General features: G+C 63.4%; 21 protein-coding genes. 6 read left to right on the top strand and 15 right to left on the bottom strand.

The window, feature by feature from the left end; genetic code table 11:
* Nucleotides 1-3: 3 nt before the first annotated feature.
* A complete protein-coding gene (locus CHB97_RS03325) occupies nt 4-2,472 on the top strand; it encodes a GGDEF domain-containing phosphodiesterase (RefSeq protein WP_089286487.1) in 2,469 nt (822 codons plus the stop codon).
* 7 nt (nt 2,473-2,479) lie between these two features.
* Here CHB97_RS03325 and bluB read toward each other — a convergent pair whose 3' ends face one another.
* Genes bluB through CHB97_RS03305 form a run of 4 tightly spaced genes read right to left on the bottom strand, consistent with a single transcriptional unit; the run spans nt 2,480 to nt 5,635 of the window.
* Nucleotides 2,480-3,115 carry a 5,6-dimethylbenzimidazole synthase gene (bluB, locus tag CHB97_RS03320; protein WP_089286486.1) on the bottom strand — a complete coding sequence of 212 codons (636 nt, stop codon included), beginning with the start codon at nt 3,113-3,115 and terminating at the stop codon, nt 2,480-2,482.
* Nucleotides 3,116-3,129: 14 nt separating this feature from the next.
* On the bottom strand, nt 3,130-3,561 hold the full coding sequence (locus CHB97_RS03315; protein WP_089286485.1) for a type II toxin-antitoxin system RatA family toxin: 432 nt from the start codon (nt 3,559-3,561) through the stop codon (nt 3,130-3,132).
* A gap of 27 nt (nt 3,562-3,588) precedes the next feature.
* Nucleotides 3,589-4,581, bottom strand: coding sequence for a lipoyl synthase (lipA, locus tag CHB97_RS03310; RefSeq protein WP_089286484.1), 993 nt, complete (start codon nt 4,579-4,581; stop codon nt 3,589-3,591).
* A 43-nt stretch (nt 4,582-4,624) separates the two neighbouring features.
* Nucleotides 4,625-5,635 carry an endonuclease/exonuclease/phosphatase family protein gene (locus CHB97_RS03305; RefSeq protein ID WP_160105512.1) on the bottom strand — a complete coding sequence of 337 codons (1,011 nt, stop codon included), beginning with the start codon at nt 5,633-5,635 and terminating at the stop codon, nt 4,625-4,627.
* 182 nt (nt 5,636-5,817) lie between these two features.
* Between CHB97_RS03305 and CHB97_RS03300 the strand changes: the two genes are divergently transcribed.
* Both CHB97_RS03300 and CHB97_RS26950 read left to right on the top strand, forming a co-directional pair.
* Nucleotides 5,818-7,173: a hypothetical protein gene (locus tag CHB97_RS03300; RefSeq protein WP_143270680.1), complete on the top strand. Its 1,356-nt coding sequence runs from the start codon at nt 5,818-5,820 to the stop codon at nt 7,171-7,173.
* Between the two features lie 267 nt (nt 7,174-7,440).
* Entirely contained in the window at nt 7,441-7,569 is a 129-nt protein-coding gene (locus CHB97_RS26950; RefSeq protein WP_256387113.1) for a hypothetical protein, read from the top strand.
* Between the two features lie 68 nt (nt 7,570-7,637).
* Here CHB97_RS26950 and lpdA read toward each other — a convergent pair whose 3' ends face one another.
* From lpdA to tpiA, 11 genes are all read right to left on the bottom strand, one after another.
* On the bottom strand, nt 7,638-9,038 hold the full coding sequence (gene lpdA, locus CHB97_RS03290) for a dihydrolipoyl dehydrogenase (protein WP_089286480.1): 1,401 nt from the start codon (nt 9,036-9,038) through the stop codon (nt 7,638-7,640).
* Nucleotides 9,039-9,286: 248 nt separating this feature from the next.
* Complete coding sequence (locus tag CHB97_RS03285) at nt 9,287-10,600, bottom strand: pyruvate dehydrogenase complex dihydrolipoamide acetyltransferase (protein WP_089286479.1); 1,314 nt, start codon at nt 10,598-10,600, stop codon at nt 9,287-9,289.
* A 19-nt stretch (nt 10,601-10,619) separates the two neighbouring features.
* A complete protein-coding gene (locus CHB97_RS03280; protein WP_089286478.1) occupies nt 10,620-11,990 on the bottom strand; it encodes a pyruvate dehydrogenase complex E1 component subunit beta in 1,371 nt (456 codons plus the stop codon).
* Nucleotides 11,991-12,016: 26 nt separating this feature from the next.
* Nucleotides 12,017-13,033, bottom strand: a complete 1,017-nt coding sequence (pdhA, locus tag CHB97_RS03275; protein ID WP_244559360.1) for a pyruvate dehydrogenase (acetyl-transferring) E1 component subunit alpha — start codon at nt 13,031-13,033, stop codon at nt 12,017-12,019.
* A 173-nt stretch (nt 13,034-13,206) separates the two neighbouring features.
* Nucleotides 13,207-13,599, bottom strand: a complete 393-nt coding sequence (locus CHB97_RS03270; protein ID WP_200819781.1) for a septum formation initiator family protein — start codon at nt 13,597-13,599, stop codon at nt 13,207-13,209.
* Between the two features lie 170 nt (nt 13,600-13,769).
* Nucleotides 13,770-15,050, bottom strand: coding sequence for a phosphopyruvate hydratase (gene eno / locus CHB97_RS03265; RefSeq protein WP_089286476.1), 1,281 nt, complete (start codon nt 15,048-15,050; stop codon nt 13,770-13,772).
* Nucleotides 15,051-15,152: 102 nt separating this feature from the next.
* Complete coding sequence (locus CHB97_RS03260; protein WP_089286475.1) at nt 15,153-15,791, bottom strand: lysophospholipid acyltransferase family protein; 639 nt, start codon at nt 15,789-15,791, stop codon at nt 15,153-15,155.
* A 129-nt stretch (nt 15,792-15,920) separates the two neighbouring features.
* Complete coding sequence (kdsA, locus tag CHB97_RS03255) at nt 15,921-16,757, bottom strand: 3-deoxy-8-phosphooctulonate synthase (protein WP_153202140.1); 837 nt, start codon at nt 16,755-16,757, stop codon at nt 15,921-15,923.
* A gap of 107 nt (nt 16,758-16,864) precedes the next feature.
* A complete protein-coding gene (locus CHB97_RS03250; protein ID WP_089286473.1) occupies nt 16,865-18,493 on the bottom strand; it encodes a CTP synthase in 1,629 nt (542 codons plus the stop codon).
* Nucleotides 18,494-18,700: 207 nt separating this feature from the next.
* Nucleotides 18,701-19,033 (bottom strand): preprotein translocase subunit SecG, encoded by a 333-nt coding sequence (secG, locus tag CHB97_RS03245; RefSeq protein WP_089286472.1) that lies wholly within the window; start codon nt 19,031-19,033, stop codon nt 18,701-18,703.
* Between the two features lie 155 nt (nt 19,034-19,188).
* On the bottom strand, nt 19,189-19,941 hold the full coding sequence (gene tpiA, locus CHB97_RS03240; RefSeq protein WP_089286471.1) for a triose-phosphate isomerase: 753 nt from the start codon (nt 19,939-19,941) through the stop codon (nt 19,189-19,191).
* Nucleotides 19,942-20,194: 253 nt separating this feature from the next.
* Between tpiA and CHB97_RS03235 the strand changes: the two genes are divergently transcribed.
* The 3 genes from CHB97_RS03235 to CHB97_RS03225 are packed head-to-tail and all read left to right on the top strand — an operon-like array spanning nt 20,195 to nt 24,594.
* Entirely contained in the window at nt 20,195-22,084 is a 1,890-nt protein-coding gene (locus CHB97_RS03235; protein WP_089286470.1) for a peptidylprolyl isomerase, read from the top strand.
* 6 nt (nt 22,085-22,090) lie between these two features.
* The gene (trpE, locus tag CHB97_RS03230) at nt 22,091-23,605 is read left to right on the top strand and encodes an anthranilate synthase component I (RefSeq protein WP_089286469.1); all 1,515 of its coding nucleotides are present in this window, start codon (nt 22,091-22,093) and stop codon (nt 23,603-23,605) included.
* Complete coding sequence (locus CHB97_RS03225) at nt 23,605-24,594, top strand: formyltransferase family protein (RefSeq protein WP_089286468.1); 990 nt, start codon at nt 23,605-23,607, stop codon at nt 24,592-24,594. The genes trpE and CHB97_RS03225 overlap by 1 nt, the downstream gene beginning before the upstream one ends.
* Nucleotides 24,595-24,602 lie beyond the last annotated feature (8 nt).

The raw sequence follows: 24,602 nt of genomic DNA, 5'->3' as shown, positions 1-24,602 counted from the left end.
ACCATGGCCCAACGCTATATGCTGGCTGCTTTCGCCAGTGGTGAGGCTATCTGGGATTGGGATGTTGGGAGTGATCGGCTGTTCCTCTCCCCTGGCTTCAGGGCCTTTCTGCCGGTGCCGGCAAACGGGCAGGATATCTGCCTGGGCTTCTGGTTTTCCCACGTCCATCCCGATGATCTGCCCTGGCTGGAGGCGACCTTGCGGTCGCCTGACCGGCTGGCCGGGCGTCGGGTGGTCATTGAACATCGGGTGCGCAGTCCCAAGGGGGACTGGACCTGGCTGATGCTGCGTGGGGCCGTTCAGGCCGGGTCGGATGGCTGCGTCAACCGGCTGATCGGCACCGCCATCGACATTACCGAACGCAAGCAGGCCGAAGAAAAACTGCGCCTGTCAGAGGAGCGGCTGGCCCTGGCGGCCGCCGCCACCAATGACGGTCTCTATGACTGGGATCTGCGCACCGACCGGCTTTATTATGCCCCCCGCTGGAAGGCCCTGATCGGCCATACGGAGGAAGAGATCGGCGACGGGCCGGAGGAATGGTTGAACCGGGTGCATCCGGAAGACCTGATCTGGCTGCAGGCCACCCTGGATGCCCAGGTCTCCGCCGGGGCCAAGCCGTTCCAGATTGAGTACCGAATCCAACATGCCAGCGCCGGCTGGCGCTGGATGCTGTGCCGGGGCATCGCGGTGATGGATGCGTCAGGGGAGCCGCTGCGCCTTGTCGGCTCACAATCCGACATTACCGACCGCAAGGTGGCCGAGGAACAGCTGCGCATCAGCGAGGAACGCTATGCCCTGGCCGCCCAGGGCGCCAATGACGGGTTGTGGGACTGGCGGATCAGCGAGGGCGATGTTTATTACTCCCCCCGCTGGTCGGACATGCTGGGCCTGCCGCATGGCGAATGGACCGGCACGATTGAGGATTGGTTTGCCCTGATCCATGCCAGCGACCTGCCGGGCCTGCGCGCCGCCTTTTCCCTGCATCTGTCCGGCGGGACGGAGCATCTGGAACATGAGGTGCGCATCCGCCATGACAGTGGCGGGGAGCTGTGGGTCTTGATCCGGGGTGTCGCCATCCGCGATGCGCTGGGCGATGCCATCCGCATGGCCGGATCGATGACCGACATCACCGACCGCAAACGTGCCGAACAGCAAATCCTGTTCGATGCCTTCCATGATGGCTTGACCGGGCTGCCCAATCGCTCCCTGCTGCTGGACCGTATCAGCCAGACGCTGGGCCGGCGCCGCCGGCCGGACGATCCGCCCTGCGCCGTCATCCTGTTCGATCTGGACCATTTCAAGCGGGTCAATGACAGTCTGGGGCCGCTGGCCGGGGATGAAGTCCTGCGCCTGCTGGGCCAGCGGCTGGAACGGGAGCGGCGGGCCGGCGACACGGTGGGCCGCATCTCCGCCGATGAATATGCCGTGCTGATGGATGGGGTGGTGGATGTGAAGGCGGCCCTGTCCGCCGCCACCCGGCTGGCCGCCCGCATTGCCGAACCGCTGCAGCTGACCAGCGGCGAACGGGTGGTGCTGACGGTATCGGGCGGCATCGCCATGTCGCACACCGGCTATACCCAGGCGGCCGACATGCTGCGCGATGCCAGCCTGGCCATGTTCCGCGCCAAGGGCGATGGCCGCAACCGGGTGGAAATGTTCGACGAGGCGCTGCGTGACCGCGCCATGTCCCGCCTGCGCACGGAAACGGACCTGCGGCAGGCGGCCGATCTGCAGCAGCTGGCCCTGCATTACCAGCCCATCGTCCGCCTGTCCGATGGCAGCATCGCCGGGTTCGAAGCGCTGATCCGTTGGAACCATCCGGAGCGCGGCATGATCGCGCCTTCCGAATTTGTCCCGCTGGCCGAAGATACCGGCCTGATCCTGCAAATCGGCCGCTGGGCCTTGGGGGAAGCGACGCAACAGCTGGCGCGCTGGCAGAAGGCGCATGGCAGCGGCCTGTTCATGAGCGTCAATGTCTCCGGCCGGCAGATGCTGGATGATGATATTGTCGGCCATGTCCGTGCCGCCCTGGCCGCATCCGGCATCGCGCCGGAGACCTTGAAGCTGGAGATCACCGAAAGCCTGCTGATGGATGATCCGGGGCGCGTGGTGGTGCTGATGCAGCAGATCCGCGATCTGGGGGTCGGCCTGTCGCTGGATGATTTCGGCACCGGCTATTCCAGCCTCTCCTATCTGCACCGCTATCCGGTCGGTACCCTGAAGATCGACCGCGCCTTCGTGCATGGGACCGGTGAGAATGACCGGCGGGAGGAGATTTCCCGCATCATCCTGCTGCTGGCCAAAAGCCTGGATATGGATGTGGTGGCCGAGGGGATTGAAACGGCGGCAGAGGTACAGTTCCTGCGCGGGCTGGAATGCCGCTATGGCCAGGGATTTTATTTCTCCCGCCCCCAGCCGGCCGGGGTGGCAGAGGCGCTGCTCTCCTTGCAGAGCCTGCCGAAAGAAATGTAGGGCGCGGTTACCGGCGCAGCCAATGAGCTTCCGGCGGGCGGCGGTGCTCCCAGCCTTCCCGCTCCAGCTCCGGCCGGCCCTCCTCCGTCGCCGGATAGCCCAGGCAGAGATAGCCGACCAGCCGCCAGCCCGCCGGCACATCCAGCAGTGCCGTCACGGTGTCGGGGTCCAGGATGGAGACCCAGCCCAGCCCCACCCCATGGGCGCGGGCCGAGAGCCAGAGGGTGAAAATCGACATGGCGGCGGAATACAGCACGGTTTCCGGCATGGTGCGCCGACCCAGCCCGTGACCCTGCTCGGGATCGGTTTCCGCGAACACGGCCAGATGTACCGGGGCTTCCACCAGCCCCGCCAGTTTCAGCCTTGCATAATCAGACCCGCGCCCGCCCTGCGCCTGTGCGGCCAGCGCATCGGCATTGGCATGGCGGAAATCATCGATCACCGCCTGCCGCCGGGCCGCATCTTCCACAATGACAAAGCGCCAGGGCTCCGACAGGCCGACGCTGGGGGCCAGACAGGCATCGGAAAGCAATTGTTCCAACAGGCCTTCCGGCAGTGGATCGGTCTTGAAATGGCGTACATCGCGGCGCCAGCGCAGCAGCTGGCGGAACCGGTCACGGAAATCGGCATCGAATTCCGGCATGTTGCGCCCCTTCTTTACCCGTAAAGCTGCTTCGCCCGCGTCTCGAACGCCGCCACCATGCGTTTCACCGCCTCATTGAACAGGGCGCCGATGATGGTCTGCAGCATCTTGTTGCGGAATTCGAAATCCACATAAAAATCAACGACGCAGCCCAGCTCGTGCGGTTCAAACACCCAATGATTGTTGAGGTGGTGGAACGGCCCCTCGACATATTCGACATGGATGGACAGCTTGTCCGGGTCCAGCGTCACCTTGCTGGTGAATTTTTCCCGGATCAGCTTGAAACCGATCACCAGATCGGCCCAGATCAGCCGTTCCTGCCGCTTGCGGATGCGGCAGGCCACGGCCCAGGGCAGAAATTCCGGATAGCGCTCCACATCGGCGACAAGATCATAGAGCTGCTGCGGCGTGTAGGGCAGTACACGCCGCTCGGCATGGGTCGGCATCTCTCTGGCGCTCCGTTCGATCCCGCCTTACAGCGACGCCTGACCGGTTGCCAGGGCAACAATATTGATGGCGGGTGCCTGTGCAGCCAGCTTGGCCTCCCGCGCGGCGCGCAGCTTCCGGAAATCATCCCCGGCATGGTAGGAGCTGCGGGTCAGCGGGCTGGACGACACCATCAGGAAACCCTTGCCACGGGCAATGGTTTCATAAGACGCGAACTCTTCCGGCGTGACAAAGCGATCCACCGCCGCATGTTTGGGCGTCGGGGCCAGATATTGGCCGATGGTCAGGAAATCCACGTCGGCGGCGCGCAGATCGTCCATCACCTGCCCCACCTCCTCCTTCGTCTCCCCCAGACCGACCATGATGCCGGACTTGGTGAAGATGGAGGGATCAACCTCCTTCACCCGCTGCAACAAAGCCAGCGAGGTGAAATAGCGCGCGCCCGGCCGGATGGTCGGGTACAGGCGCGGCACGGTTTCCAGATTATGGTTGAACACATCCGGCCGCGCCTCGGCCACCAGCTCCACCGCCCCCGGCTTGCGCATGAAATCCGGCGTCAGGATTTCAATGGTGGTCTTCGGTGCCGTCTGGCGGATGGCGCGGATGGTGCGGGCGAAATGGTCGGCACCGCCATCGGGCAGATCGTCACGATCGACCGAGGTGATGACGACATGTTCCAGATCCAGCCCGCCCACGGCTTCGGCCACCTTTTCCGGCTCATGCGGGTCGAGCGCCAGCGGCTTGCCGGTGGCGACATTGCAGAAGGCGCAGGCGCGGGTGCAGATGGCACCCAGAATCATGAAGGTGGCGTGCTTCTTCTTCCAGCACTCCCCGATATTGGGGCAGGCCGCCTCCTCGCACACGGTATGCAGCTTCAACCCGCGCATCAGGTCGCGGGTTTCCGCATATTCGCGGCTGGTCGGCGCCTTCACGCGCAGCCATTCCGGCTTGCGCAGGATCGGGTTATCCGGACGGTGCGCCTTTTCGGGGTGGCGGACGCGGGGTTCTTCGATCGTCATGGCCCTGACCTTGGGGATTGCCTTGGCCGTCCAAGATAAGGCGTCAGGGCGTGGGAACCAAGGCCGCTGTGCCGCCACCCTCCCCCGCAGGCTTTGCAGGGCCAACAGCTTGCGGCGTCAAGGCGATCTCCGCCAGCAGCGCCAGATGGTCGGACCCGAAGGGCGGCAGACGGCGGACATTGGCGGCCGACACGCCGGGCCCGCCCAGCATATGGTCGATGGGAATGCCAAACGGGTTCAGGGGACCAGATGGCCAGGTGGGGCCGGTCCGGGCGATGCGGGTGATGCCCGCCTGCTGTTCCAGCTTGCGGATCAGGGGCGACCAAGGCGCGGAATTGAAATCCCCCGTCACCACCAGCGGCGGCGGCAAGGTAAGCAGATAGCGGGCCAGCCAGGCCCCTTCCTGGGCCTGGAACACAGGGTCGAAAGGCTGGGCCAGATGGGTGGCGACCAGGGTGAAATCCCCCGCCGGGTGATGCACCCGCACGGCCAGCGTGGCCGGCGATCCTTTTGCATTAAACCAGGAACTATTCTGGCCCAAAATGGTCAGCGGCCAGCGCGACAGGATCAGGTTGGCGCAGCCAGCGGCGCCGCAATCCGCACGATAGGGCCAGTGCAGGTCCAGCGCCGGCAACCAGGGCTCCTGCAGACCATGAAAGGTTTCCAGCATGACGGCGATGTCCGGCCTCTCCCGGTTCACCATCGCCGCAATGGCATCGGTCGTCGGGTTGCGGTTCCAGATATTGGCGTGCAGCAGGGTGAAGTGCTGGGCGGCTGGCGGGGGTGCACCCCGGTCCAACGTTAAAAACGTGGGCAGCAGATAGAACAGATTCAGAAACGCAATCAGGCCAAAAACCAGCGCCGCCAAGAACCGCCGCAAAGGCAGGGTCACCATCAGCAAACCAATGGAAAGCCAAGCAAAGCCAATACGCAGATGTTCAAGGGGAGCCAATTGCGGCGTTACAGACTCACCCCAGATGGGAAGACTGGCAATGCCGAGCAAAATGCCGATCACTCCCAGCATCACGCTCAAGAAATGATGCCCGAAGCGCATAAGCAACACCCTTCGTTCAACCGAACCCCGGCTTCCCTCCATAACAGCAGAAGGCACGTCAGCCTAGGAGGATAATTCCCCCACGACGGGCGAGAGATATCCCATACCAAAGAAATAGGTATAATGTCTTATATTTCAGATGGGGTTCCGGCCTTGCTGAAAAGGTGATTTTTATCCTATATATGCCAAGCCAATTTCGGCAAATATTCTCATTGCGAGGAAACAAAATGTCGACCTACACCACGGTGCTGGATTATGGTGCGGATGCCACGGGCACCAATGATAGCACCACCCAGATTCAAAACTGCATCAATAACCAGGGGACTATTATCATCCCCGATGGGAATTACCGGATTGACGGGAAAATCACGGTTCACTCTGGCAAAGCCGTCAAGGCTTATGGTGGCGCCAGGCTGTTCCGCCCCGCAGGCAGTACGAACACCGATGCCCTGGTGCTGTTGCGGGATAACTATTCTCAATGGGATGGCGGCAAGATTGAAACCTTGGTCAACCACCCCAATGGCATTGTGCAGCTGGGTCATGAGAATGCGACCAGCAGCAACTGGAATTCGCTCTACTGGAAATTCCAGAATGTGAATTTGATCGGCAAGCAGGCCGCGGGAAATGTTGGGATTTACATCCCAAATTCTCAGGTCACACTTGGAAGTGCCTATGCCAACTATTTTGGCGCTGTGGAAAATGTCTCCATCCTCAACAGCGATGTGGGTATCTTCCTGCCGGAAATCTCCAACGCCCATCATTTTTCCAATGTCAGCTTCTGGAACATGATGTCGGCCGCTTATAAGCTCCGCGGGGTTTATGCCTGCAGCGTCTTTGGCGGCTTCCTGCACACCAGTCTTAACGGCGTGATTGGCGTCTGGCTGATGAACCGAACCGTCGGCACCGACCATCATTCCGAATCCAACAGCTTCTATGGGTTCGGTATTGAACCGGGCGGTGCAAGCTCCCGGGCCCTGGTCATTGAAAGTGCGTGCGCCCGCAATGATATCAATATCTCCGACAACACTTCCGGCGGCAGCACCATCGGCAACTTGAACAACAATATCAACACCAAGGCCCAGCTGGTTTTCCGCGGCGGTCAGTATAATGATGTCAGCGTCCTTGACAGCTTGGTGGTGCGGCCGGGGGCTGTGCAGCGGCAGCAGAACCGTTTGACCAAGAGCTATAATGGCACGGTTGCCGAAGCCGCAACCGCCACAGCGGCCAACGTCACCCTCAATAGCGGCCGCTACAGCGCCATTGTGCAGGTTACGGTGACGGGCCGGAGTGCGGCTGGCCTTCCCAATGGTGGCGGTCTCGGTACCTTTGCGATTACCCGGGTCGATGGGGGAGTCTCGGTGACTGAATTGTCACGCAATAACAGTGGCTCGGGCGTCATTCTGCAGCCCTGCATCACCAGCGGCAATACCGTATCGGTCCGTGTCAGCGGCTTCAACAATGGCACCGGCACAAGCTATAATTATACAGCTGAAGTGTCGGTCGTGGTGGAGAATTTTGACGCCATTACCCTGAGCTGATCACCGATCAGTAAAGCGCGCCATCCCTGGCGTTTCCATCGGAGCGCCAGGGATGTACCCTGTCAGCCGTCAATGCCGCAGGCCTCTCGCCTCACCTTGAAGCCATTTTCGGTTGACCGGAAACAGCGCCGGCGCGCAAGCTGGCTTGCTATCAATGAAGTTGACTGGCGCGCACGCCAAAGCGGAGAACCCGCTGGAGAGAGGATCAAAATGCGGATCATTGCGCGGATGTGGATTTTGATCCCATGCATGGTCTTTGGATGCCTTTTGTCCGCCTGCTCCGTCGTCGGTACCGCCGCCTCCGTTACCGGCAGCGTGGTGGGCACGGCGGTGGATGTGACCACGACGGCCGTCAGCACAACGGCCGATGTGGTGACAAGCCCCGTGCGGGACTGAAATAGCAGCGCCAATAAAAAGGGCGGCCACCGGGGCCGCCCTTTCCACATCAGAACCAAACGCGCCGATCAGTAATGGATGGCGCGGCCGTAAGCGGCCAGCACCGACTCATGCATCATTTCTGACAGCGTCGGATGCGGGAAAACGGTGTGCATGAACTCGGCTTCCGTCAGTTCCGCCGTCTTGCCGATGGTGTAGCCCTGGATCAGCTCGGTCACTTCCGCACCGATCATGTGGGCGCCCAGCAGCTCCCCGGTCTTGGCGTCGAACACGGTCTTGACCAGACCTTCCGGCTCACCCAGCGCGATGGCCTTGCCATTGCCGATGAACGGGAAGCGGCCGACCTTCACCTCATGCCCGGCGGCCTTGGCCTTGGCTTCCGTCAGGCCGACAGAGGCGACCTGCGGGAAGGAATAGGTGCAGCCGGGGATGTTGGTCTTGTCCATCGTGTGAACATGCGGCAGGCCCGCGATCTTCTCCACGCAGATGATGCCTTCATGGCTGGCCTTGTGTGCCAGCCAGGGGGCGCCGGCCACGTCACCGATGGCATAGACACCGGGCTCGTCCGTGCGGCCATAGCCGTCATTGACGATGTGGCCGCGGTCCAGCTTGACCTTGGTGTTTTCCAGCCCCAGCCCTTCGGTGTTGGCGACGATACCAACGGCAGAGATGATGCGGTCAACCGTGACCGTCTCCACCTTGCCGGCGATATCAATATGGGCCGTCACGCTGTCGGCATGGCGGTCCAGCTTCACCACCTTGGCACCGGTCTTGATCTTGATGCCCTGCTTGGTGAAGGCCTTGGCGGCAAAGGCGCTGATTTCCTCGTCTTCCACCGGCAGGATGCGGTCCAGCACCTCAACCAGGGTCACATCAACGCCCATCGCCTTGTAGAAGCAGGCAAATTCCACGCCGATGGCACCGGTGCCGATGACCAGCATCGACTTCGGCGTCGCCGTCGGCACCATGGCTTCCTTATAGGTCCAGACCAGCTTGCCGTCCGGCTCCAGGCCCGGCAGTACGCGGGCACGGGCACCGGTGGCGATGATGATGTGCTTGGCCTCGGCGTCGGTCACCTTGCCATCCTTGGCGGTGACGGCGATCTTGCCCTTGCCCAGCAGCTTGGCCGAGCCGTCCAAGACGGTGACCTTGTTCTTCTTCAACAGGCCCTTGACGCCGGCGGAAAGCTGGTTGGCGACACCGCGCGAGCGCTTGACGATGGCTTCCACATCCAGCGTCACGTTGCCCTCGACCTTGATGCCGTAAGCCTGGGAATGCTGGATGTAATGCGCGATCTCGGCGGAGCGCAGCAGCGCCTTGGTCGGGATGCAGCCCCAGTTCAGGCAGATGCCGCCCAGATGCTCACGCTCCACCACGGCGGTCTTCATGCCCAACTGGGCGGCGCGGATGGCGGCGACATAGCCGCCGGGGCCGGCACCGATGACGATGAGGTCGAAATTCTCGGCCATGATCTTGGTCCTTCGTGTCAGGGCACGGGGGCCGTTGATGGGAGACGACGTGCCTCGACCATCACTCCCCCCCTCCGTCATCCCGGCGACAAGCCGGGATCCAGGGGCCACAAGCCCAACGTTTCAGCAGCTTTGATCGGAAAAACCCTACCGTAGTGCCCTTGGCTCCTGGATCCCGGCCTTCGCCGGGATGACGGTAAGGTAAGATGGAAACGGGGTGGAAGCCATCCGCCCCCACCCCTCCCACATCACAGCATCAGCGTGATCGGGTCTTCGATCAGGCCCTTCAGCAGCTTCAGGAACTCCGCACCCACGGCACCATCAACCGAACGGTGGTCGACGGTCAGGGTCAGGGACATGACGGTGGCAATCGCCAGCGCGTCGCCCTTGACCACCGGGCGCTTCTCACCCGCACCGACCGACAGAATGCAGCTCTGCGGCGGATTGATGATGGAGGTGAAGCTCTTGATGCCGAACATGCCCAGGTTGGACACAGAGAAGGTGCCGCCCTGGAATTCTTCCGGCTTCAGCTTGCCTTCCTTGGCCTTCTTCGCCAGTTCCTTGACCTCGGCGGAGATAGTGGCCAGGCCCTTGCGGTCGGCATTCTTCACGATGGGGGTGATCAGACCGCCATCGGTGGAAACAGCGACGGAGACGTCGACATTCTCATACTGAAGAATGCCATCCTCGTGCCAGGACACGTTGGCCGCCGGGAAGCGAGCCAGCGCGATGGCCACCGCCTTCACCACGAAATCGTTGACGGAGATCTTCTCCCCCGACTTCGCGTTCAGTTCGGCGCGCAGCTTCAGCAGGTTGTCGATTTCGCAATCAACAGCCAGGCCAAAGTGCGGGATGGTCTGCCAGGCTTCGGTCAGGCGCTTGGCGATGGTCTTGCGCATCCCGCTGTTGGGCAGAACCTTGTACTTCATGCCCAGCTTGTCGGCCAACGCCTTGGCATCCACACCCTTCGGTGCAGCGGCCACGGGGGCCGGGGCTGCTGCCGGGGCGGCGGCGACCGGTGCAGCGGCGGCGGGTGCCGCAGCGGCCTTGGGCGCACCGCCCTTCAGGGCTGCTTCCACATCGGCCTTGACGATACGGCCATGCGGGCCGGTACCGGCCACGGCCTTCAGGTCCAAACCACCCTGGGACGCCAGACGGCGGGCCAGCGGGCTGGCGAAGACGCGATCACCAGAGGCCGCAGCAGCCGGGGCCACCGGAGCGGCGGCAACCGGGGCCGGGGCAGCAGCGGCGGCGGGAGCCGCAGCAGCAGCCGGGGCAGTAGCGGCCTTGGGTGCGGCGGACAGGGCGGATGCATCCTCCCCATCTTCCAGGATGATGGCGATGCGGGTATTCACCGCCACACCCTCGGTCCCTTCAGCCACCAGGATCTTGCCCAGCGTGCCCTCGTCCACGGCCTCCACTTCCATGGTGGCCTTGTCGGTTTCGATTTCGGCCAGCACGTCGCCGGACTTGACCTTATCGCCTTCCTTTTTCACCCACTTCGCCAGCTTGCCTTCCGTCATGGTCGGCGAGAGCGCGGGCATCAGGATATCAACGGGCATCTAAAAGCCTCCCTCTGCCTTATTTGCGGTAGGTGACGGACTTGACGGCGGCCACGACATCGTCGGGCTGCGGCAGGGCCAGCTTCTCCAGGTTCGCCGCATAGGGCAGCGGCACATCCTTGGCGCAGACGCGGACCACCGGTGCATCCAGATAATCGAAGGCGTGTTCCATCATGACAGCGGCCATTTCGGAACCGATGCCGGCAAACGGCCAGCTTTCCTCGACCGAAACCAGACGGTTGGTCTTCTTCACGCTCTCGACAATCGTGTCCACGTCCAGCGGACGGATGGAGCGCAGATTGATCACCTCCGCGCTGATCCCTTCCGCCGCCAGCTTCTCCGCCGCGGCCAGGGCATGGCCGACGCAGATGGAATAGGCAACGATGGTCACGTCGGTGCCGGCGCGCTCGATCTTCGCCTTGCCGATGGGCAGGATGAAGTCCGGATCGGTCGGCACGTCGAAGCTGTGCCCGTACATGATCTCGTTCTCAAGGAACACGACCGGGTTCGGGTCACGGATGGCGGCCCGCAGCAGACCCTTGGCGTCAGCGGCGCTGTAGGGCGCCAGAACCTTCAGGCCCGGCACATGGGCGTACCAGGAGGCATAGCACTGGCTGTGCTGGGCACCCACGCGGGCAGCGGCACCGTTGGGGCCGCGGAACACGATGGGGCAGCCCATCTGACCGCCGGACATGTAGAGCGTCTTGGCGGCAGAGTTGATGATGTGGTCGATGGCCTGCATCGAGAAGTTCATGGTCATGAACTCCACGATCGGGCGCAGACCGCCGAAAGCGGCACCGACGGCCAGACCGGCGAAACCATGCTCGGTGATCGGGGTGTCGATCACGCGCTTGGCGCCGAATTCCTGCAGCAGGCCCTGGGAGATCTTGTAGGCGCCCTGGTACTCGGCGACCTCTTCACCCATCAGCAGCACGGTTTCGTCACGGCGCATTTCTTCGGCCATGGCGTCGCGCAGGGCTTCGCGGACGGTCTGGGTTTTGACCTCCTTGAAGAAGCGGTCCTCGTCGCTGGCCGGGCTCTTGGCCTGGGCCGGCACCGGGGCGGGCGCGGCGGCGGGGGCCGGGGCTGCCGCTTCGGCGGGCTTGGCCGCAACCGGGGCCGGGGCGGGCGCGGCGTCAGCGCTCTCACCCTCTTCGCCGATGCTGGCGATGGGGGTGTTCACGGCAACGTTTTCAGTGCCTTCCGGCACCAGGATCTTCAGCAGCGTGCCTTCATCGACGGCTTCCACTTCCATGGTCGCCTTGTCGGTTTCAATCTCGGCCAGAACGTCACCGCTCTTCACGGTGTCGCCTTCCTTCTTCAACCACTTGGCCAGCTTGCCTTCCGTCATGGTCGGCGACAGGGCCGGCATCAGGACCTGTACGGGCATATTCTATCCTCCGGTGACGGCAGATTTCAGGCTTCCACGAGAACATCCGTCCACAGTTCGGACGGATCGGGCTCGGGGCTGGTGGTGGCGAAATCGGCCGCCTCGGTGACGATATCCTTCACCTCACGATCGACGATCTTCAAGCTCTCCTCATCGGCATAGCCCTTTTCGAGCAGCAGCTTCTTGAGGTTGTCGATCGGATCGCTTTCCGACCGCATCTTGTTGACCTCTTCCTTCGTCCGGTACTTGGCCGGATCGGACATGGAATGGCCGCGATAGCGGTAGGTCTGCATTTCCAGGATCACCGGGCCGTTGCCGGCACGGATATATTCAATGGCCTCATGGGCGGCGGCGCGGACTTCCAGAACGTCCATGCCGTTGACCTGCTTGCCCGGAATGCCATAGGCGCTGCCGCGTTCAAACAACTCACCGGCCGAAGCGCGGGCCTGGGCGGTGCCCATGGCGTATTTGTTGTTCTCAATCACGAACAGGGTCGGCAGCTTCCACAGGGCGGCCATGTTGAAGGTCTCATAGACCTGACCCTGGTTGATGGCGCCATCGCCCATGTAACAGGCGTTGAAGCCACCATCATTCAGATACTTGTGGGCAAAGCCCAGGCCGGCGCCGATCGGCACCTGTGCGGCAACGATGCCATGGCCGCCGTAGAATTTCTTCTCCCGGCTGAACATGTGCATGGAGCCGCCCTTGCCCTTGGAGTAGCCACCGGCACGGCCGGTCAGCTCCGCCATCACGCCCTTGCTCTCCATGCCGCAGGCCAGCATATGGCCATGGTCACGGTAACTGGTGATGACGCTGTCGGCAGGGGTCATGCAGGACTGGATACCGACAACAACCGCTTCCTGGCCGATATAGAGGTGGCAGAAACCACCGATCAGGCCCATGCCGTAAAGCTGGCCCGCCTTTTCTTCGAAACGGCGGATCAGCAGCATTTCGCGGTAGTAGCGAACAAGTTCTTCCTTGCTCGGCAGGGTCGGGGCTTCGGGGGCCGCTGAACGGGTGGTGCGGCGCTTCGTGACTGCCACTGGCTCCTCCCAGAAATGAGATGGGGCGCAATACGCCATTCGCATTGCGTCTGCGAAACAACAGGTAACCCCCATCGCCGCTGATAGCAAGCACGTGTGCGCTGCAATATACTGTTTTATTTGAGAAATTTACCCTTAACCTAAATCAGGCTAATTCGCCTGATATCAGCCACTTACCGACCTTGGTCGGGGGTGGAACGGGCCGGTTCCGGCGTGCCCTGCGTAGATTGCGTGGCAGCACGTCGCGGAAGCAGGATGATCAACTCATCCGGGTGGGAATAGTTGAGTACTGCACGCGCCCGTTCTTCCAGCAGATCGGGGTCCAGATTGTCCCGGCGCAGCATGTCGGCGCGGCGCTCCATCTCCTGCTTCTCCGCACTCACCTGCGCCAGGGTGGCGCTGGCTTCGGCGACCTGATCCTGCAGGCGCGTCAGCGCCACCAGCCCGCGATCACCATGCACGGTATGATAGGCGAAATAGCCGACCACGCAGACGCCAACCAGCGGCCCCACGATCTGACGGAGGGCACGGAAGGCAGCTTGGCGAAGGGTGTAGAGCATCGACATGGCAGAGATGGAATCACAGGGCCGAAGGAAGGGTCAAATGGAATTTCGTGACATAAGCGGAATTGATCTTGCCCCTATTCCGTCACTCAAAAAGAAAAGGGCGGCCCCGGAAGGGACCGCCCCAATCATATCACCAACCGCGTACAAAAAATCGGTGCGGCAAAAATAAATCAGCCCCGCTTCAGCGCATCGCGGCCCGGATAGACAGCCGCGCCGCCCAGACCTTCCTCGATACGGATCAGCTGGTTGTACTTGGCAATCCGGTCCGACCGGGACAGGGAGCCGGTCTTGATCTGACCGCAATTGGTGGCCACGGCCAGATCGGCGATGGTGCTGTCTTCGGTTTCGCCCGAACGGTGCGACAGAACGGCGGTGTAGCCAGCATTCTGGGCAATACGCACGGCTTCCAGCGTTTCCGTCAGGGTGCCGATCTGGTTGACCTTTACCAGAATGGAATTGCCCACGCCCTTCTTGATGCCATCGCTCAGGCGGGCCGGGTTGGTGACGAACAGATCATCGCCGACCAACTGCACCTTGGAACCGATGGTGTCGGTCAGCAGCTTCCAGCCTTCCCAATCATCCTCGGCCATGCCGTCTTCGATAGAAACGATCGGGTACTTGGACACCAGATCGGCCCAGTAGGCGACCATTTCCGCCGGGGTCAGGCTCTTGCCCTCGCCTTCCAGCTCGTACTTGCCGTTCTTGAAGAACTCGGTGGAAGCGGCATCCAGCGCCAGCAGCACATTCTCACCGGCCTTGTAACCGGCATCGGCAATGGCGGCGACGATGAAGTCCAGCGCGTCGGTGGCCGACGACAGGTTGGGGGCGAAACCACCCTCATCACCCACGGCGGTGTTGTGGCCGGCGGCCTTCAGCTTCTTCTTCAGGGCGTGGAAGATTTCCGCGCCCACGCGGATACCGTCGGCGACCGTTTCGGCGCCCACCGGCATGATCATGAATTCCTGAATGTCGATCGGGTTGTCGGCATGGGCGCCGCCATTGATGATGTTCATCATCGGCACCGGCAGGATGCGGGCATTGGCGCCACCGACATAGCGGTACAGCGGCAGGTCCAGCTCATCCGCCGAGGCCTTGGCCACGGCCAGCGACACGCCCAGAATGGCGTTCGCACCCAGGCGGGCCTTGTTCGGCGTGCCGTCCAGATCGATCATCGCCTGATCGATGGCAACCTGATCGGTCGATTCCAATCCTGCCAGCGTGTCGAAAATCTCGCCATTCACGGATTCGACGGCGCGCTGCACGCCCTTGCCCAGATAGCGCGACTTGTCGCCGTCGCGCAGTTCCACCGCCTCATGCGCGCCGGTGGAGGCGCCCGACGGCACGGCGGCGCGCCCAAAGGCCCCCGACTCCAACCGAACCTCAACCTCGATGGTCGGGTTGCCGCGGCTGTCCAGGATTTCGCGCGCGTGAATGTCGATGATGGCTGACATGGTGCCTCTCTCTTCCGTGGGCAGAAATGCCTTGCACCCGTGAAGGGTGCTTACAGGGTCAAGGGGATACCGCCAGAAGCCATCCGCAGACAAGCGACGCTTTCAGGGCGCCGGCTTTTGTGTCGCCCTGTCCTTGCCCACCGGGATGGTCGCCGGCAATTGCCGGCGCGCGCCCTTTACCCCGCCATAGAAGGCGGAAAGCTTGGTAAAATCCGCCTCTATGCTGGGCGTCGTCTCCACCGCTTCGCCGATACGGATCGTGCGTGTCGCATAATCCAGCGCGACAGGTATGATCGGAACGCCGGCCTGCCGCGCAATATGCCAGAAGCCTGTCTTCCACCCTGCCCCCGCTTTGGGCATCCTTGTACCCTCCGGTGCAACACCGACCACCATGCGGTCAGCCGCCCTGATCGCCGCTACGCATTCACCCACCACGCCACCCGCCGCGCGGCGGTCAACCGGCAGCACATCGCACCAGCGCATGATCGGTCCCAACGGTCCGCGGAACAGGGTGTGCTTGCCCAGGATATGGATGCGCAGATTGGTCGCCATGACCGTGGCCATGGCGATGATGAAATCATAGTTGGAGCTGTGGGGCGCCCCGATGGTGACGAACTTTTCCAGGTCGGGAAAAGCCCCGCTCACCCGCCAGCCCAGCAGACGCAGGGCCACACGGCCGACGAAACGGGAAACCGGGCCACCCCGCTGCGGAGAGCGGGGGCCCAGGGGCGGTATGGACATGGGTGCTGGGTTCCTCAAACCACGGGCCGGGTCGCGCGCCCGGACCTTTTATTTTCGGCCCATGGTTAAGGCCAGTGCTGCGGCTTTGTCAAAGCAGCGGAAGGTCACATTTGCAGCACGCGGCAGAAATCAGATGTGGACCGGGTTCGCCTTGGCGATCCGGTCAAACGCCAGCAACGTGGACAGCACGCCTTCCATCTGGTCCAGTGGCACCATGTTGGGGCCGTCGCTGGGGGCGCCATCGGGGTTCTCGTGGGTTTCCATGAACACCGCCGCAACCCCGATGGCGATGGCAGCACGCGCCAGCACCGGCACGAATTCCCGCTGGCCGCCGCTGCTGGTGCCCTGCCCGCCCGGCTGCTGCACCGAATGGGTGGCATCGAACACCACCGGGTAACCCGTCTGCGCCATGATCGGCAGGGAGCGCATGTCGCTGACCAGGGTGTTATAGCCGAAGCTCGCCCCACGCTCGCACAGCAGCACATTATGGTTGCCGGTGGAGGCGATCTTGGCGGCGACATTCTTCATGTCCCACGGCGCCAGGAACTGGCCCTTCTTCACATTGATCGGCTTGCCCGTTTCGCCGGCCGCCAGCAGCAGGTCGGTCTGGCGGCAAAGGAAGGCCGGGATCTGCAGCACATCGACAGCTTCCGCCACCGGGGCGCATTGATCGGCGCTGTGGATGTCGGTCAGCACCGGGCAACCGAATTTCTCCCGGATTTCCGCCAGGATCGGCAGGGACTTGTCCATGCCCAAGCCACGCTGGGCGGAAACGGAGGTGCGGTTGGCCTTGTCGAAGCTGGTCTTGTAGATCAGCCCGATGCCCAGCTTGCCCGTCAGTTCCGCCAGGGCCGCCGCCATGGTCATGGCATGGTCGCGCGATTCAAGCTGGCAGGGGCCGGCGATCAGCACGAAGGGCTTGTCATTGGCGATGGAAAGCGGGCCGACTTTGACGGTGCGGTTCATGGAAATCTCCTTTGAACCCGATATGGGAAGCCAGGGGTCTGAAAACCAGACAGCCGGGGAAAGGTCTCCCCCTCCCCGGCTGTCTGTTCTGCATCAACGCAACAGGATCAAACCAGCCGGCTCTGTGCGATGGCGGCGGCGATGAAGCTGGTGAACAGCGGATGCGGGTCGAACGGCTTGGACTTCAGTTCCGGGTGGAACTGCACGCCGATATACCAGGGGTGATTCGGCAGCTCCACGATCTCCGGCAGAATGCCATCCGGCGACAGGCCGGAGAAGGTCAGGCCCGACTTCTCCAACTGCTCACGGAAATTGATGTTCACTTCATAGCGGTGGCGATGGCGCTCGATGATATCGTCGCTGCCATAGATTTCGCGCACCTTGGAACCGGCGGTAAGGTGGCAGTTATAGCTGCCCAGGCGCATGGTGCCGCCCAGATCGCCGCCCTCCTGGCGCTTGACCAGCTGGTTGCCCTGCACCCATTCCGTCATCAGGCCGACAACGGCCGGGTCGGGCTTGCCGAATTCGGTGGAGCCAGCGTTGGGCAGGCCCGCCATGTGGCGCGCCGCCTCGATCACCGCCATCTGCATCCCGAAGCAGATGCCGAAATAGGGGATATTGTGTTCACGGGCAAACTGGGCCGCGCGAATCTTGCCTTCCGTGCCACGTTCGCCAAAGCCACCGGGCACCAGGATGCCATGCACATGTTCCAGCCGCTGAATGGCATCGCCGCTTTCAAAGATTTCAGCGTCGATCCAGTCCAGCTTGACCTTCACATGGTTGGCGATGCCGCCATGGGTCAGCGCCTCGCCCAGCGACTTATAGGCGTCCAGCAGACTGGTATATTTGCCCACCACGGCGATGGTGACGGTGCCTTCCGGGTTGCGCACCCGGCGGACAATCTCTTCCCAGCGCGACAGGTCCGGCGTGCCCTCGCAGGGCATACCGAAATATTTCAGCACCTGATTGTCGAACCCCTGCTCGTGATAGGAGATCGGCACCTGATAGATATTGTCCACATCCAATGCTGCGATGACGCGCTCTTTCTGGATGTTGCAGAACTGGGCGATCTTGCGCCGCTCATTCTCCGGAATGTCGCGGTCGGCACGGCAGAGCAGCATCTGCGGCTGAATACCGACAGACAGCAGCTCCTTCACGGAATGCTGGGTCGGCTTGGTCTTCAGCTCACCCGCCGCCGGAATGTACGGCACCAGGGTGACATGGCAGAACAGCACCTTTTCCGGGCCGTAATCATTGCCGAACTGGCGGATGGCTTCCAGGAAGGGCAGCGATTCGATATCGCCGACGGTGCCACCCACCTCGCACAGCACGAAATCCTCACCATCCAGATCGGCGGCGATGAAATCCTTGATGGCGTCGGTGATGTGCGGGATCACCTGCACCGTGGCGCCCAGATAGTCACCCCGGCGTTCCTTGGCCAGCACGTTGGAATAGATGCGGCCGGTGGTGATATTGTCGGACTTGGTGGCGTGAACGCCGGTAAAGCGCTCGTAATGGCCCAGATCCAGGTCGGTTTCGGCACCGTCATCGGTGACGAACACTTCGCCATGCTGATAGGGGCTCATGGTGCCGGGATCGACATTCAGGTACGGGTCCAGCTTGCGCAGGCGGACCTTGTAGCCGCGCGCCTGCAGCAGCGCGCCGAGTGCTGCGGAAGCCAAGCCCTTGCCAAGGGACGAAACCACACCGCCGGTGATGAAGATGAAGCGCGTCATGGAACCCTAACCTTACGTCCGTGCCGATGGTCCTGGGCCTTGATGGCCCATCCGCAATCCGGGAACGGGCCGAACGGCCCAATAAATTGATCATCCGGGGCCGTGTGCCCCGTACTCCACCATATTCATGCCCTAACGGAAAGAGGCGGCATTTCCGCCGCCTCTTCACCTATCCGTCAGGCTAAAGCCACGCCGGTGGCGCCGGCCTTACTGGCCGACGGGAACCGTGGGCTGAGCCGGGGCGGCGGGCGCAGTGCTGGCCGGCTGCTCGGCGGCGGGCGCCGGCAGACGATCGAACATGCTGCTGCTGCCACCCTTGGTGCCGGCCATGATCGCCAGGATCAGGCTGGTGCAGAAAAAGGCCGCCGCCAGAATGGCGGTGGTGCGGGTCAGCAGATTGGCGCTGCCACGGGCGGTCATGAAACCACCCATCGTGCCGCCCCCAATCCCCAGGCCACCGCCCTCGGACTTCTGCACCAGTACAACGCCGATCAACGCGACCGTGATCAGCAGATGCACCACCAGGACTACCGTTTGCATCCGCAATTCCCCAGAGACATTTTTGCCATGCCGCAGGCGCACCGTGCACCCATAGAAGCGGCCGGCCGCCCCCTGGGGGGAGCAGCCGGCGCTGCAACGTCATGAAACTCGCCGCCTGTTTAACCGCTCACGCCGCGACATGCCAGAGCGAAGTGTCACAGGCAGGATTGCGCAATGGACCAGAACTCATCCGCCTTCAGGCTGGCACCGCCAACCAGGGCGCCATCCACATCGGCCACGGCCAAGATTTCGGCGGCATTGCTGGCCTTGACCGAGCCGCCATAGAGAATGCGCACCCGCTCCGGCTGCTCCACCAGCCCCGCCAGGGTGCGCCGGATGGTGGCGTGCATGGCTGCAATGTCGGCAATTGTCGGGGTACGGCCAGTGCCGATGGCCCAGAGCGGCTCATAGGCCACCACCAGATTATCGGCATTGGCACCGGCGGGGATGGAGCCCGTGACATGGGCAATCACCACCGATTCCGCCTGCCCGGCATCGCGCTCCGGCTCCGTTTCGCCCACGCAGACAATGGCGGTCAGGCCGGCGCGGAGTGCTGCGGCGGCTTTGGCCTTCACCTGCGCATCGGTTTCCCCGTGATTCTGCCGGCGCTCCGAATGGCCGACAATCACGAAACGGGCCCCCAGATCAGCCAGCATTTCAGCAGCGATATCGCCAGTATGGGCGCCCTGCGCGTCGGCATGGCAATCCTGCCCGCCCACCAGAACAGCACTGCCGGCAACGGCGCGGGTCACCGTTTCCACCAGGGTCGCCGGCGGGCAGAGCAACAGGTCGAATCGCGGATGCGGGGCAGCCCCCGCCTTCTCCGCCAGCGCCTGGGCCAGGGCAAAGCCGTCCTGCCGACGGCAATGCATCTTCCAATTGCCGGCGATCAGATAACGATCGGTCATTTCAAGATCCTCACTTATTATGGGGACCGGGCAGACCGGCCCCTTTATTCGGCTTTTGCCGTTTTGTGACACCCGGTTTACCAGCCTGGGGCTTGAAACGCCATGCGAGGCAAATCGGCTACGCCCATGTTTCCCCCAGGCTTGCCGCCGGCGCCCCCCTTCCCTATGATGCCGCGCTCCCCGGCTGCCATGCCGGGGCGGCGGATGCGCGATCCTGCGTACCGCTCCTTACGGAAACCATGCGTCAGCCTCCATGCTCCAGATCATCCGCAGCACCGCCGGCTCCTGGGTCGTCAAGATCCTGTTCGTCGTCCTGATCATCAGCTTTGCCGTCTGGGGCATCGGCGACATCACGCGCGGCGTGCAGACCGGTGTCGCCAAGGTGGGCGATACCAACATCACGCCGCAGGAACTGGACCGCGAGTTCAAGGCGGAGATCAACCGCCTGCGTCAGGTGATGGGGCCGGACTTCGATGAAGCCAAGGCCCGCCAGCTGGGTCTGGTGGACCGGGCCCTGGAACAGCTGATCCAGCGCACCCTGCTGCTGAAGGCGGCGGAGGATGCCGGCATCCGCATCGCCGACCAGACCGTGGTGGACATGGTTTCCAAGGTGCCGGCCTTCAAGAACGGGCTGGGCCAGTTCGACCCGGCGCTGATGCGCGCCCTGCTGGCCCAGAATGGCTATACCGAGCATGGCTTTGCCGAGCAGGTGCGGGCCGATCTGGCGCAGGGTGACATTGCCGGCGCCATCACCGCTGGCACGACCGTGCCCCGCGCCCTGGCCGAACAGCTGTTCCGCTATCGGGAGGAGGCCCGGCGTTTCGATCTGGTGACCATTCCCAACACCGCCATGCCGGACGCGCCCGCCCCGGAAGAGGCGGTGCTGGCCCAGTTCCACCAGGACAAGGCCGTGCGCTACACGGCACCGGAATATCGTGACCTGACCATCGGTCTGATCGAAGCCTCGGCCCTGGCCAAGGAAATCCAGGTCAGCGATGAACAGCGCCAGGAATATTATGACGCTCACCAGGCTGACTATGTGACGGCTGAGCGCCGGACCCTGACCCAGATCGTCTTCCCGGACAAAGCCGCTGCCGACAAGGCGCTGGCCGCCATTCAGGGCGGCAAGACGCTGGAACAGGTGGCCAAGGACGCCAAGCAGGAAGCCGTGAAGCTGGACGATGTGCTGAAGGCCGACCTGCCGGCGGAACTGGCCGAGCCGGTCTTCACCGCCGAACAGGGCAAGCCCGTCGGCCCGGTGGAAAGCGCGTTTGGTTTCCACGTCGCCCTGGTCAGCACCATCAAGGCCGGTGGTACCCGCACCCTGGCGGAAGTGAAGGACGAGGTGACCGCCAAGGTCCGTCAGGAAAAATCCATCGACAAGCTCTATGAAGCCTCCACCAAGCTGGAGGACGCCCTGGCCAATGGCACCCCGGTGGCCGATGCCGTGAAGGAGTTCGGTGGCCGCACCATCAAGCTGGATGGCGTGGACAACCAGGGCAAGGACAAGAAGGGCGTGGCGAAGACCGACGGTCTGCCGACAGCGGACGCCATTCTGACCAACGCCTTCTCCCTGCCCGAAGGCCAGAATGGCAGCGTGGCAGAGGCTGGCAGCGATGCCTTCTATGTCGTGCATGTCGATGCCGTCACCCCGTCGGCCGTGAAGCCGCTGGCAGAGGTAAAGGGCCAGGTTCTGGCCGATTGGCAGGCCGAGCAGAAGGCCGCCACGGCCAAGAAGAAGGCCGAGGAAGTGGCCGAGAAGCTGCGCGCCGGGGCAACGCCCAAGGATGCCGCCGCCGGCATCACCGGTGCCCTGGTCCAGCGCAGCGAACCGATGCGCCGCGCCGGTGGCCCCAACCTCTCCCTGCCGGCCAGCCTGTTTGAACCGATGTTCGCCGCCAAGCCCGACACAGTTGCGGTGGGGGCCAGCAGCAGCGGCCAGGTGGTGGCCAAGCTGGTGGAAATCATCCCCGCCGATCCGTCCCTGGTGCAGGCTGCCACAGCCATCAATATGCTGAGCAGCAACATGGCGGAAGCCATGGCCTCGGACCTGATGCTGCAATATCTGGCTGGTCTGCGGGCACGCTACGGCGTCACCATCAACCGGTCGGTCATCGACACCATGTATCGCCCGCAGGAGTAAGCGGCCGTGCGCACCTTCCCCGACGAAAGCGCTTTTATCCGCAGCTACGAATCCGGCCAGGCCCAGGTTCTGTGGACGCGACTGGTCAGCGACCTGGACACGCCTGTCTCCGCCATGCTGAAGCTGGGGCGCGGCCGCGCCAACAGCTTCCTGCTGGAATCGGTGACCGGCGGGTCGGTGCGCGGCCGCTATTCCCTGATCGGATTGAAGCCGGATTTGATCTGGCGCTGCCGGGGTACGGCGTCGGAGATCAACCGCAACGCGGCGGCCGATCCCGACAGCTTCACCCCATGTGCGGGCGACCCGCTGAAGGTGCTGGCCGCCTTGCTGGACGAATCGCGCATCGACCTGCCAGCGGAACTGCCGCCCATGTCGGCCGGGCTGTTCGGCTATCTGGGCTATGACATGGTCCGGCTGATGGAACGGCTGCCGGACAGCAACCCCAATGAGCTGAATGTCGAAGACAGCATCATGATCCGCCCGACGGTCATGGCCATTTTCGACGGGATTGAGAATGTGGTGACGGTAGTGACGCCGGTGCGGCCGGTGGCCGGCCTGTCCGCCGCCGATGCCTATGCCGCCGCCCGCACCCTGCTGGCGGAAACCGTGGCCGACCTGGAAGGCCCGGTTCCCGCCGCGCATGAGACGACGTTGGAGGTGACGGCGCTGCCGGCCCCCAGCTCTAACACGGCGGTGCAGGAATATTACGGCATCGTGGAGAAGGCGAAGGAGTATATCCGCGCCGGCGACATCTTCCAGGTCGTGCCCAGCCAGCGTTTCTCCGTGCCCTTCGCCCTGCCGCCCTTTGCGCTGTACCGCGCGCTGCGCCGGCTGAACCCGTCGCCCTTCATGTTCTTCCTGGATTTCGGGCACCTGTCGGTGGTGGGCTCCAGCCCGGAAATCCTGGTGCGGCTGCGCGACGATACCGTTACCATCCGCCCCATCGCCGGCACAAGGCGGCGCGGCAAGGATGCGGCGGAGGATAAGGCGCTGGCGGCCGACCTGCTGTCCGACCCCAAGGAACTGGCCGAACATCTGATGCTGCTGGATCTGGGCCGCAATGATGTGGGCCGGGTGGCGCAGACCGGCACCGTGACGGTGACGGAGAAATACACCATCGAATATTACTCCCACGTCATGCACATCGTCTCCAACGTGGAAGGCAAGCTGAACCCGAAATTCACGCCGATTGAGGCGCTGGTGGCGGGCTTCCCGGCGGGCACCGTGTCAGGGGCGCCCAAGGTGCGGGCGATGGAGATCATCGACGAGCTGGAAAAGACCCGGCGCGGCATCTATGGCGGCTGCATCGGCTATTTCGCCGCCAATGGCAGCATGGATACCTGCATCGCGCTGCGCACCGCCGTGCTGAAGGACGGGGTGATGCATGTGCAGGCCGGCGGTGGCGTGGTGGCCGACAGCGATCCGGAGGCCGAGTATCAGGAAACGGTGAACAAGGCCAAAGCCCTGTTCAAGGCCGCTGAGGAGGCCGTGCGCTTCGCCCAGGAGCGAGGGTCCATTTGATGGACGAGGTGCTGGCAGAGGTAGCGGCTCCTTCCCCGTCGCTGGACGCGCTGGTGCTGCTGTCACCGCCGCATCTGGCGACAACCGCCGCCCAGCTGCTGGCAGCGGCCAATCCGGATATTGCCATTACCCTGGCGCATGATCTGGCCGGGCTGGATGCTGCCTTGACGGCATCGGAAGGCCAGCGGGTGCGGCTGATCACCATCTGCTTCGGGCAGGTGGTGCCGGCGGCATTGCTGGCACGCTGCACCGCGGGGGCGGTCAACCTGCATCCGGCACCGCCGGAATATCCCGGTTCCGGTGCCCTGCATCTGGCCCTTTACGAAGGGGCCGCCAGCTTCGGCGCCACGGCGCACCTGATGCAATTGCCTGTCGATTCCGGCCCCATCCTGGCGGTGGAACGTTTCGCCATCCCTGCCGGCATCGGCCATCGCAGCCTGTCCGATCTGGCCCTGGGGGCCGTGCTGAACCTGCTGGAACGGCTGGCACCGGCCCTGACCGGGGAGCTTCCGCCCCCCTGTGGCGAAGGCTGGGCCGAACGGCCGCACCGTCTGGCCGATGTCATGGCCCTGGCCAAGCTGACACCCTATATGCCGGCCGATGAAGTGCGGCAGCGCTGGCGGGCCTTTCGGGATGGCCCGGAAAGCCCGCTTTATATGGATTTCCAGGGGCTGCCGCTGCATTACCGGGCACCAGGCCGCATCCAGGGTTGGTTTGACGGCATCCAGGATGGTCATGCCCATGGCTGGGCCTATGATCCGGCCGGTGGCCCGGTGCGGCTGCGGCTGGTGGTGAATGATGGCGCGGGGATGGAAATGCTGGCCACCCTGCCCCGGCCGGATGTCGCCGCCGCCGGCTATGGGGATGGCCAATGCGGTTTCGCCCTTCCGCTGGAAGGGCTGCTGCCAGCGGAAGGGCCGGCCAGCATCGACATCCTGCTGCCCGACGATGAATGGCGCCGCCTGCCGGGGGCGCCACGGATTTTATAGACTTGGCC

Origin of the sequence: Azospirillum sp. RU38E (assembly GCF_900188385.1) — a bacterium.
In the GTDB taxonomy this organism is placed as follows: Bacteria; Pseudomonadota; Alphaproteobacteria; order Azospirillales; family Azospirillaceae; genus Niveispirillum.
Note: the sequence above shows the minus strand (reverse complement) of the source record. Positions and strands in the feature narration are given on the sequence as shown.

Excerpts from the sequence above, each read along its gene's own strand:
- CHB97_RS03325 (WP_089286487.1), top strand. The coding sequence starts at position 4 with ATGGCCCAACGCTATATGCTGGCTGCTTTCGCCAGTGGTGAGGCTATC.
- bluB (WP_089286486.1), bottom strand. The coding sequence starts at position 3,115 with ATGCCGGAATTCGATGCCGATTTCCGTGACCGGTTCCGCCAGCTGCTG.
- CHB97_RS03315 (WP_089286485.1), bottom strand. The coding sequence starts at position 3,561 with ATGCCGACCCATGCCGAGCGGCGTGTACTGCCCTACACGCCGCAGCAG.
- lipA (WP_089286484.1), bottom strand. The coding sequence starts at position 4,581 with ATGACGATCGAAGAACCCCGCGTCCGCCACCCCGAAAAGGCGCACCGT.
- CHB97_RS03305 (WP_160105512.1), bottom strand. The coding sequence starts at position 5,635 with ATGCGCTTCGGGCATCATTTCTTGAGCGTGATGCTGGGAGTGATCGGC.
- CHB97_RS03300 (WP_143270680.1), top strand. The coding sequence starts at position 5,818 with ATGCCAAGCCAATTTCGGCAAATATTCTCATTGCGAGGAAACAAAATG.
- lpdA (WP_089286480.1), bottom strand. The coding sequence starts at position 9,038 with ATGGCCGAGAATTTCGACCTCATCGTCATCGGTGCCGGCCCCGGCGGC.
- CHB97_RS03285 (WP_089286479.1), bottom strand. The coding sequence starts at position 10,600 with ATGCCCGTTGATATCCTGATGCCCGCGCTCTCGCCGACCATGACGGAA.
- CHB97_RS03280 (WP_089286478.1), bottom strand. The coding sequence starts at position 11,990 with ATGCCCGTACAGGTCCTGATGCCGGCCCTGTCGCCGACCATGACGGAA.
- CHB97_RS03270 (WP_200819781.1), bottom strand. The coding sequence starts at position 13,599 with ATGTCGATGCTCTACACCCTTCGCCAAGCTGCCTTCCGTGCCCTCCGT.
- eno (WP_089286476.1), bottom strand. The coding sequence starts at position 15,050 with ATGTCAGCCATCATCGACATTCACGCGCGCGAAATCCTGGACAGCCGC.
- CHB97_RS03260 (WP_089286475.1), bottom strand. The coding sequence starts at position 15,791 with ATGTCCATACCGCCCCTGGGCCCCCGCTCTCCGCAGCGGGGTGGCCCG.
- kdsA (WP_153202140.1), bottom strand. The coding sequence starts at position 16,757 with ATGAACCGCACCGTCAAAGTCGGCCCGCTTTCCATCGCCAATGACAAG.
- CHB97_RS03250 (WP_089286473.1), bottom strand. The coding sequence starts at position 18,493 with ATGACGCGCTTCATCTTCATCACCGGCGGTGTGGTTTCGTCCCTTGGC.
- secG (WP_089286472.1), bottom strand. The coding sequence starts at position 19,033 with ATGCAAACGGTAGTCCTGGTGGTGCATCTGCTGATCACGGTCGCGTTG.
- tpiA (WP_089286471.1), bottom strand. The coding sequence starts at position 19,941 with ATGACCGATCGTTATCTGATCGCCGGCAATTGGAAGATGCATTGCCGT.
- CHB97_RS03235 (WP_089286470.1), top strand. The coding sequence starts at position 20,195 with ATGCTCCAGATCATCCGCAGCACCGCCGGCTCCTGGGTCGTCAAGATC.
- CHB97_RS03225 (WP_089286468.1), top strand. The coding sequence starts at position 23,605 with ATGGACGAGGTGCTGGCAGAGGTAGCGGCTCCTTCCCCGTCGCTGGAC.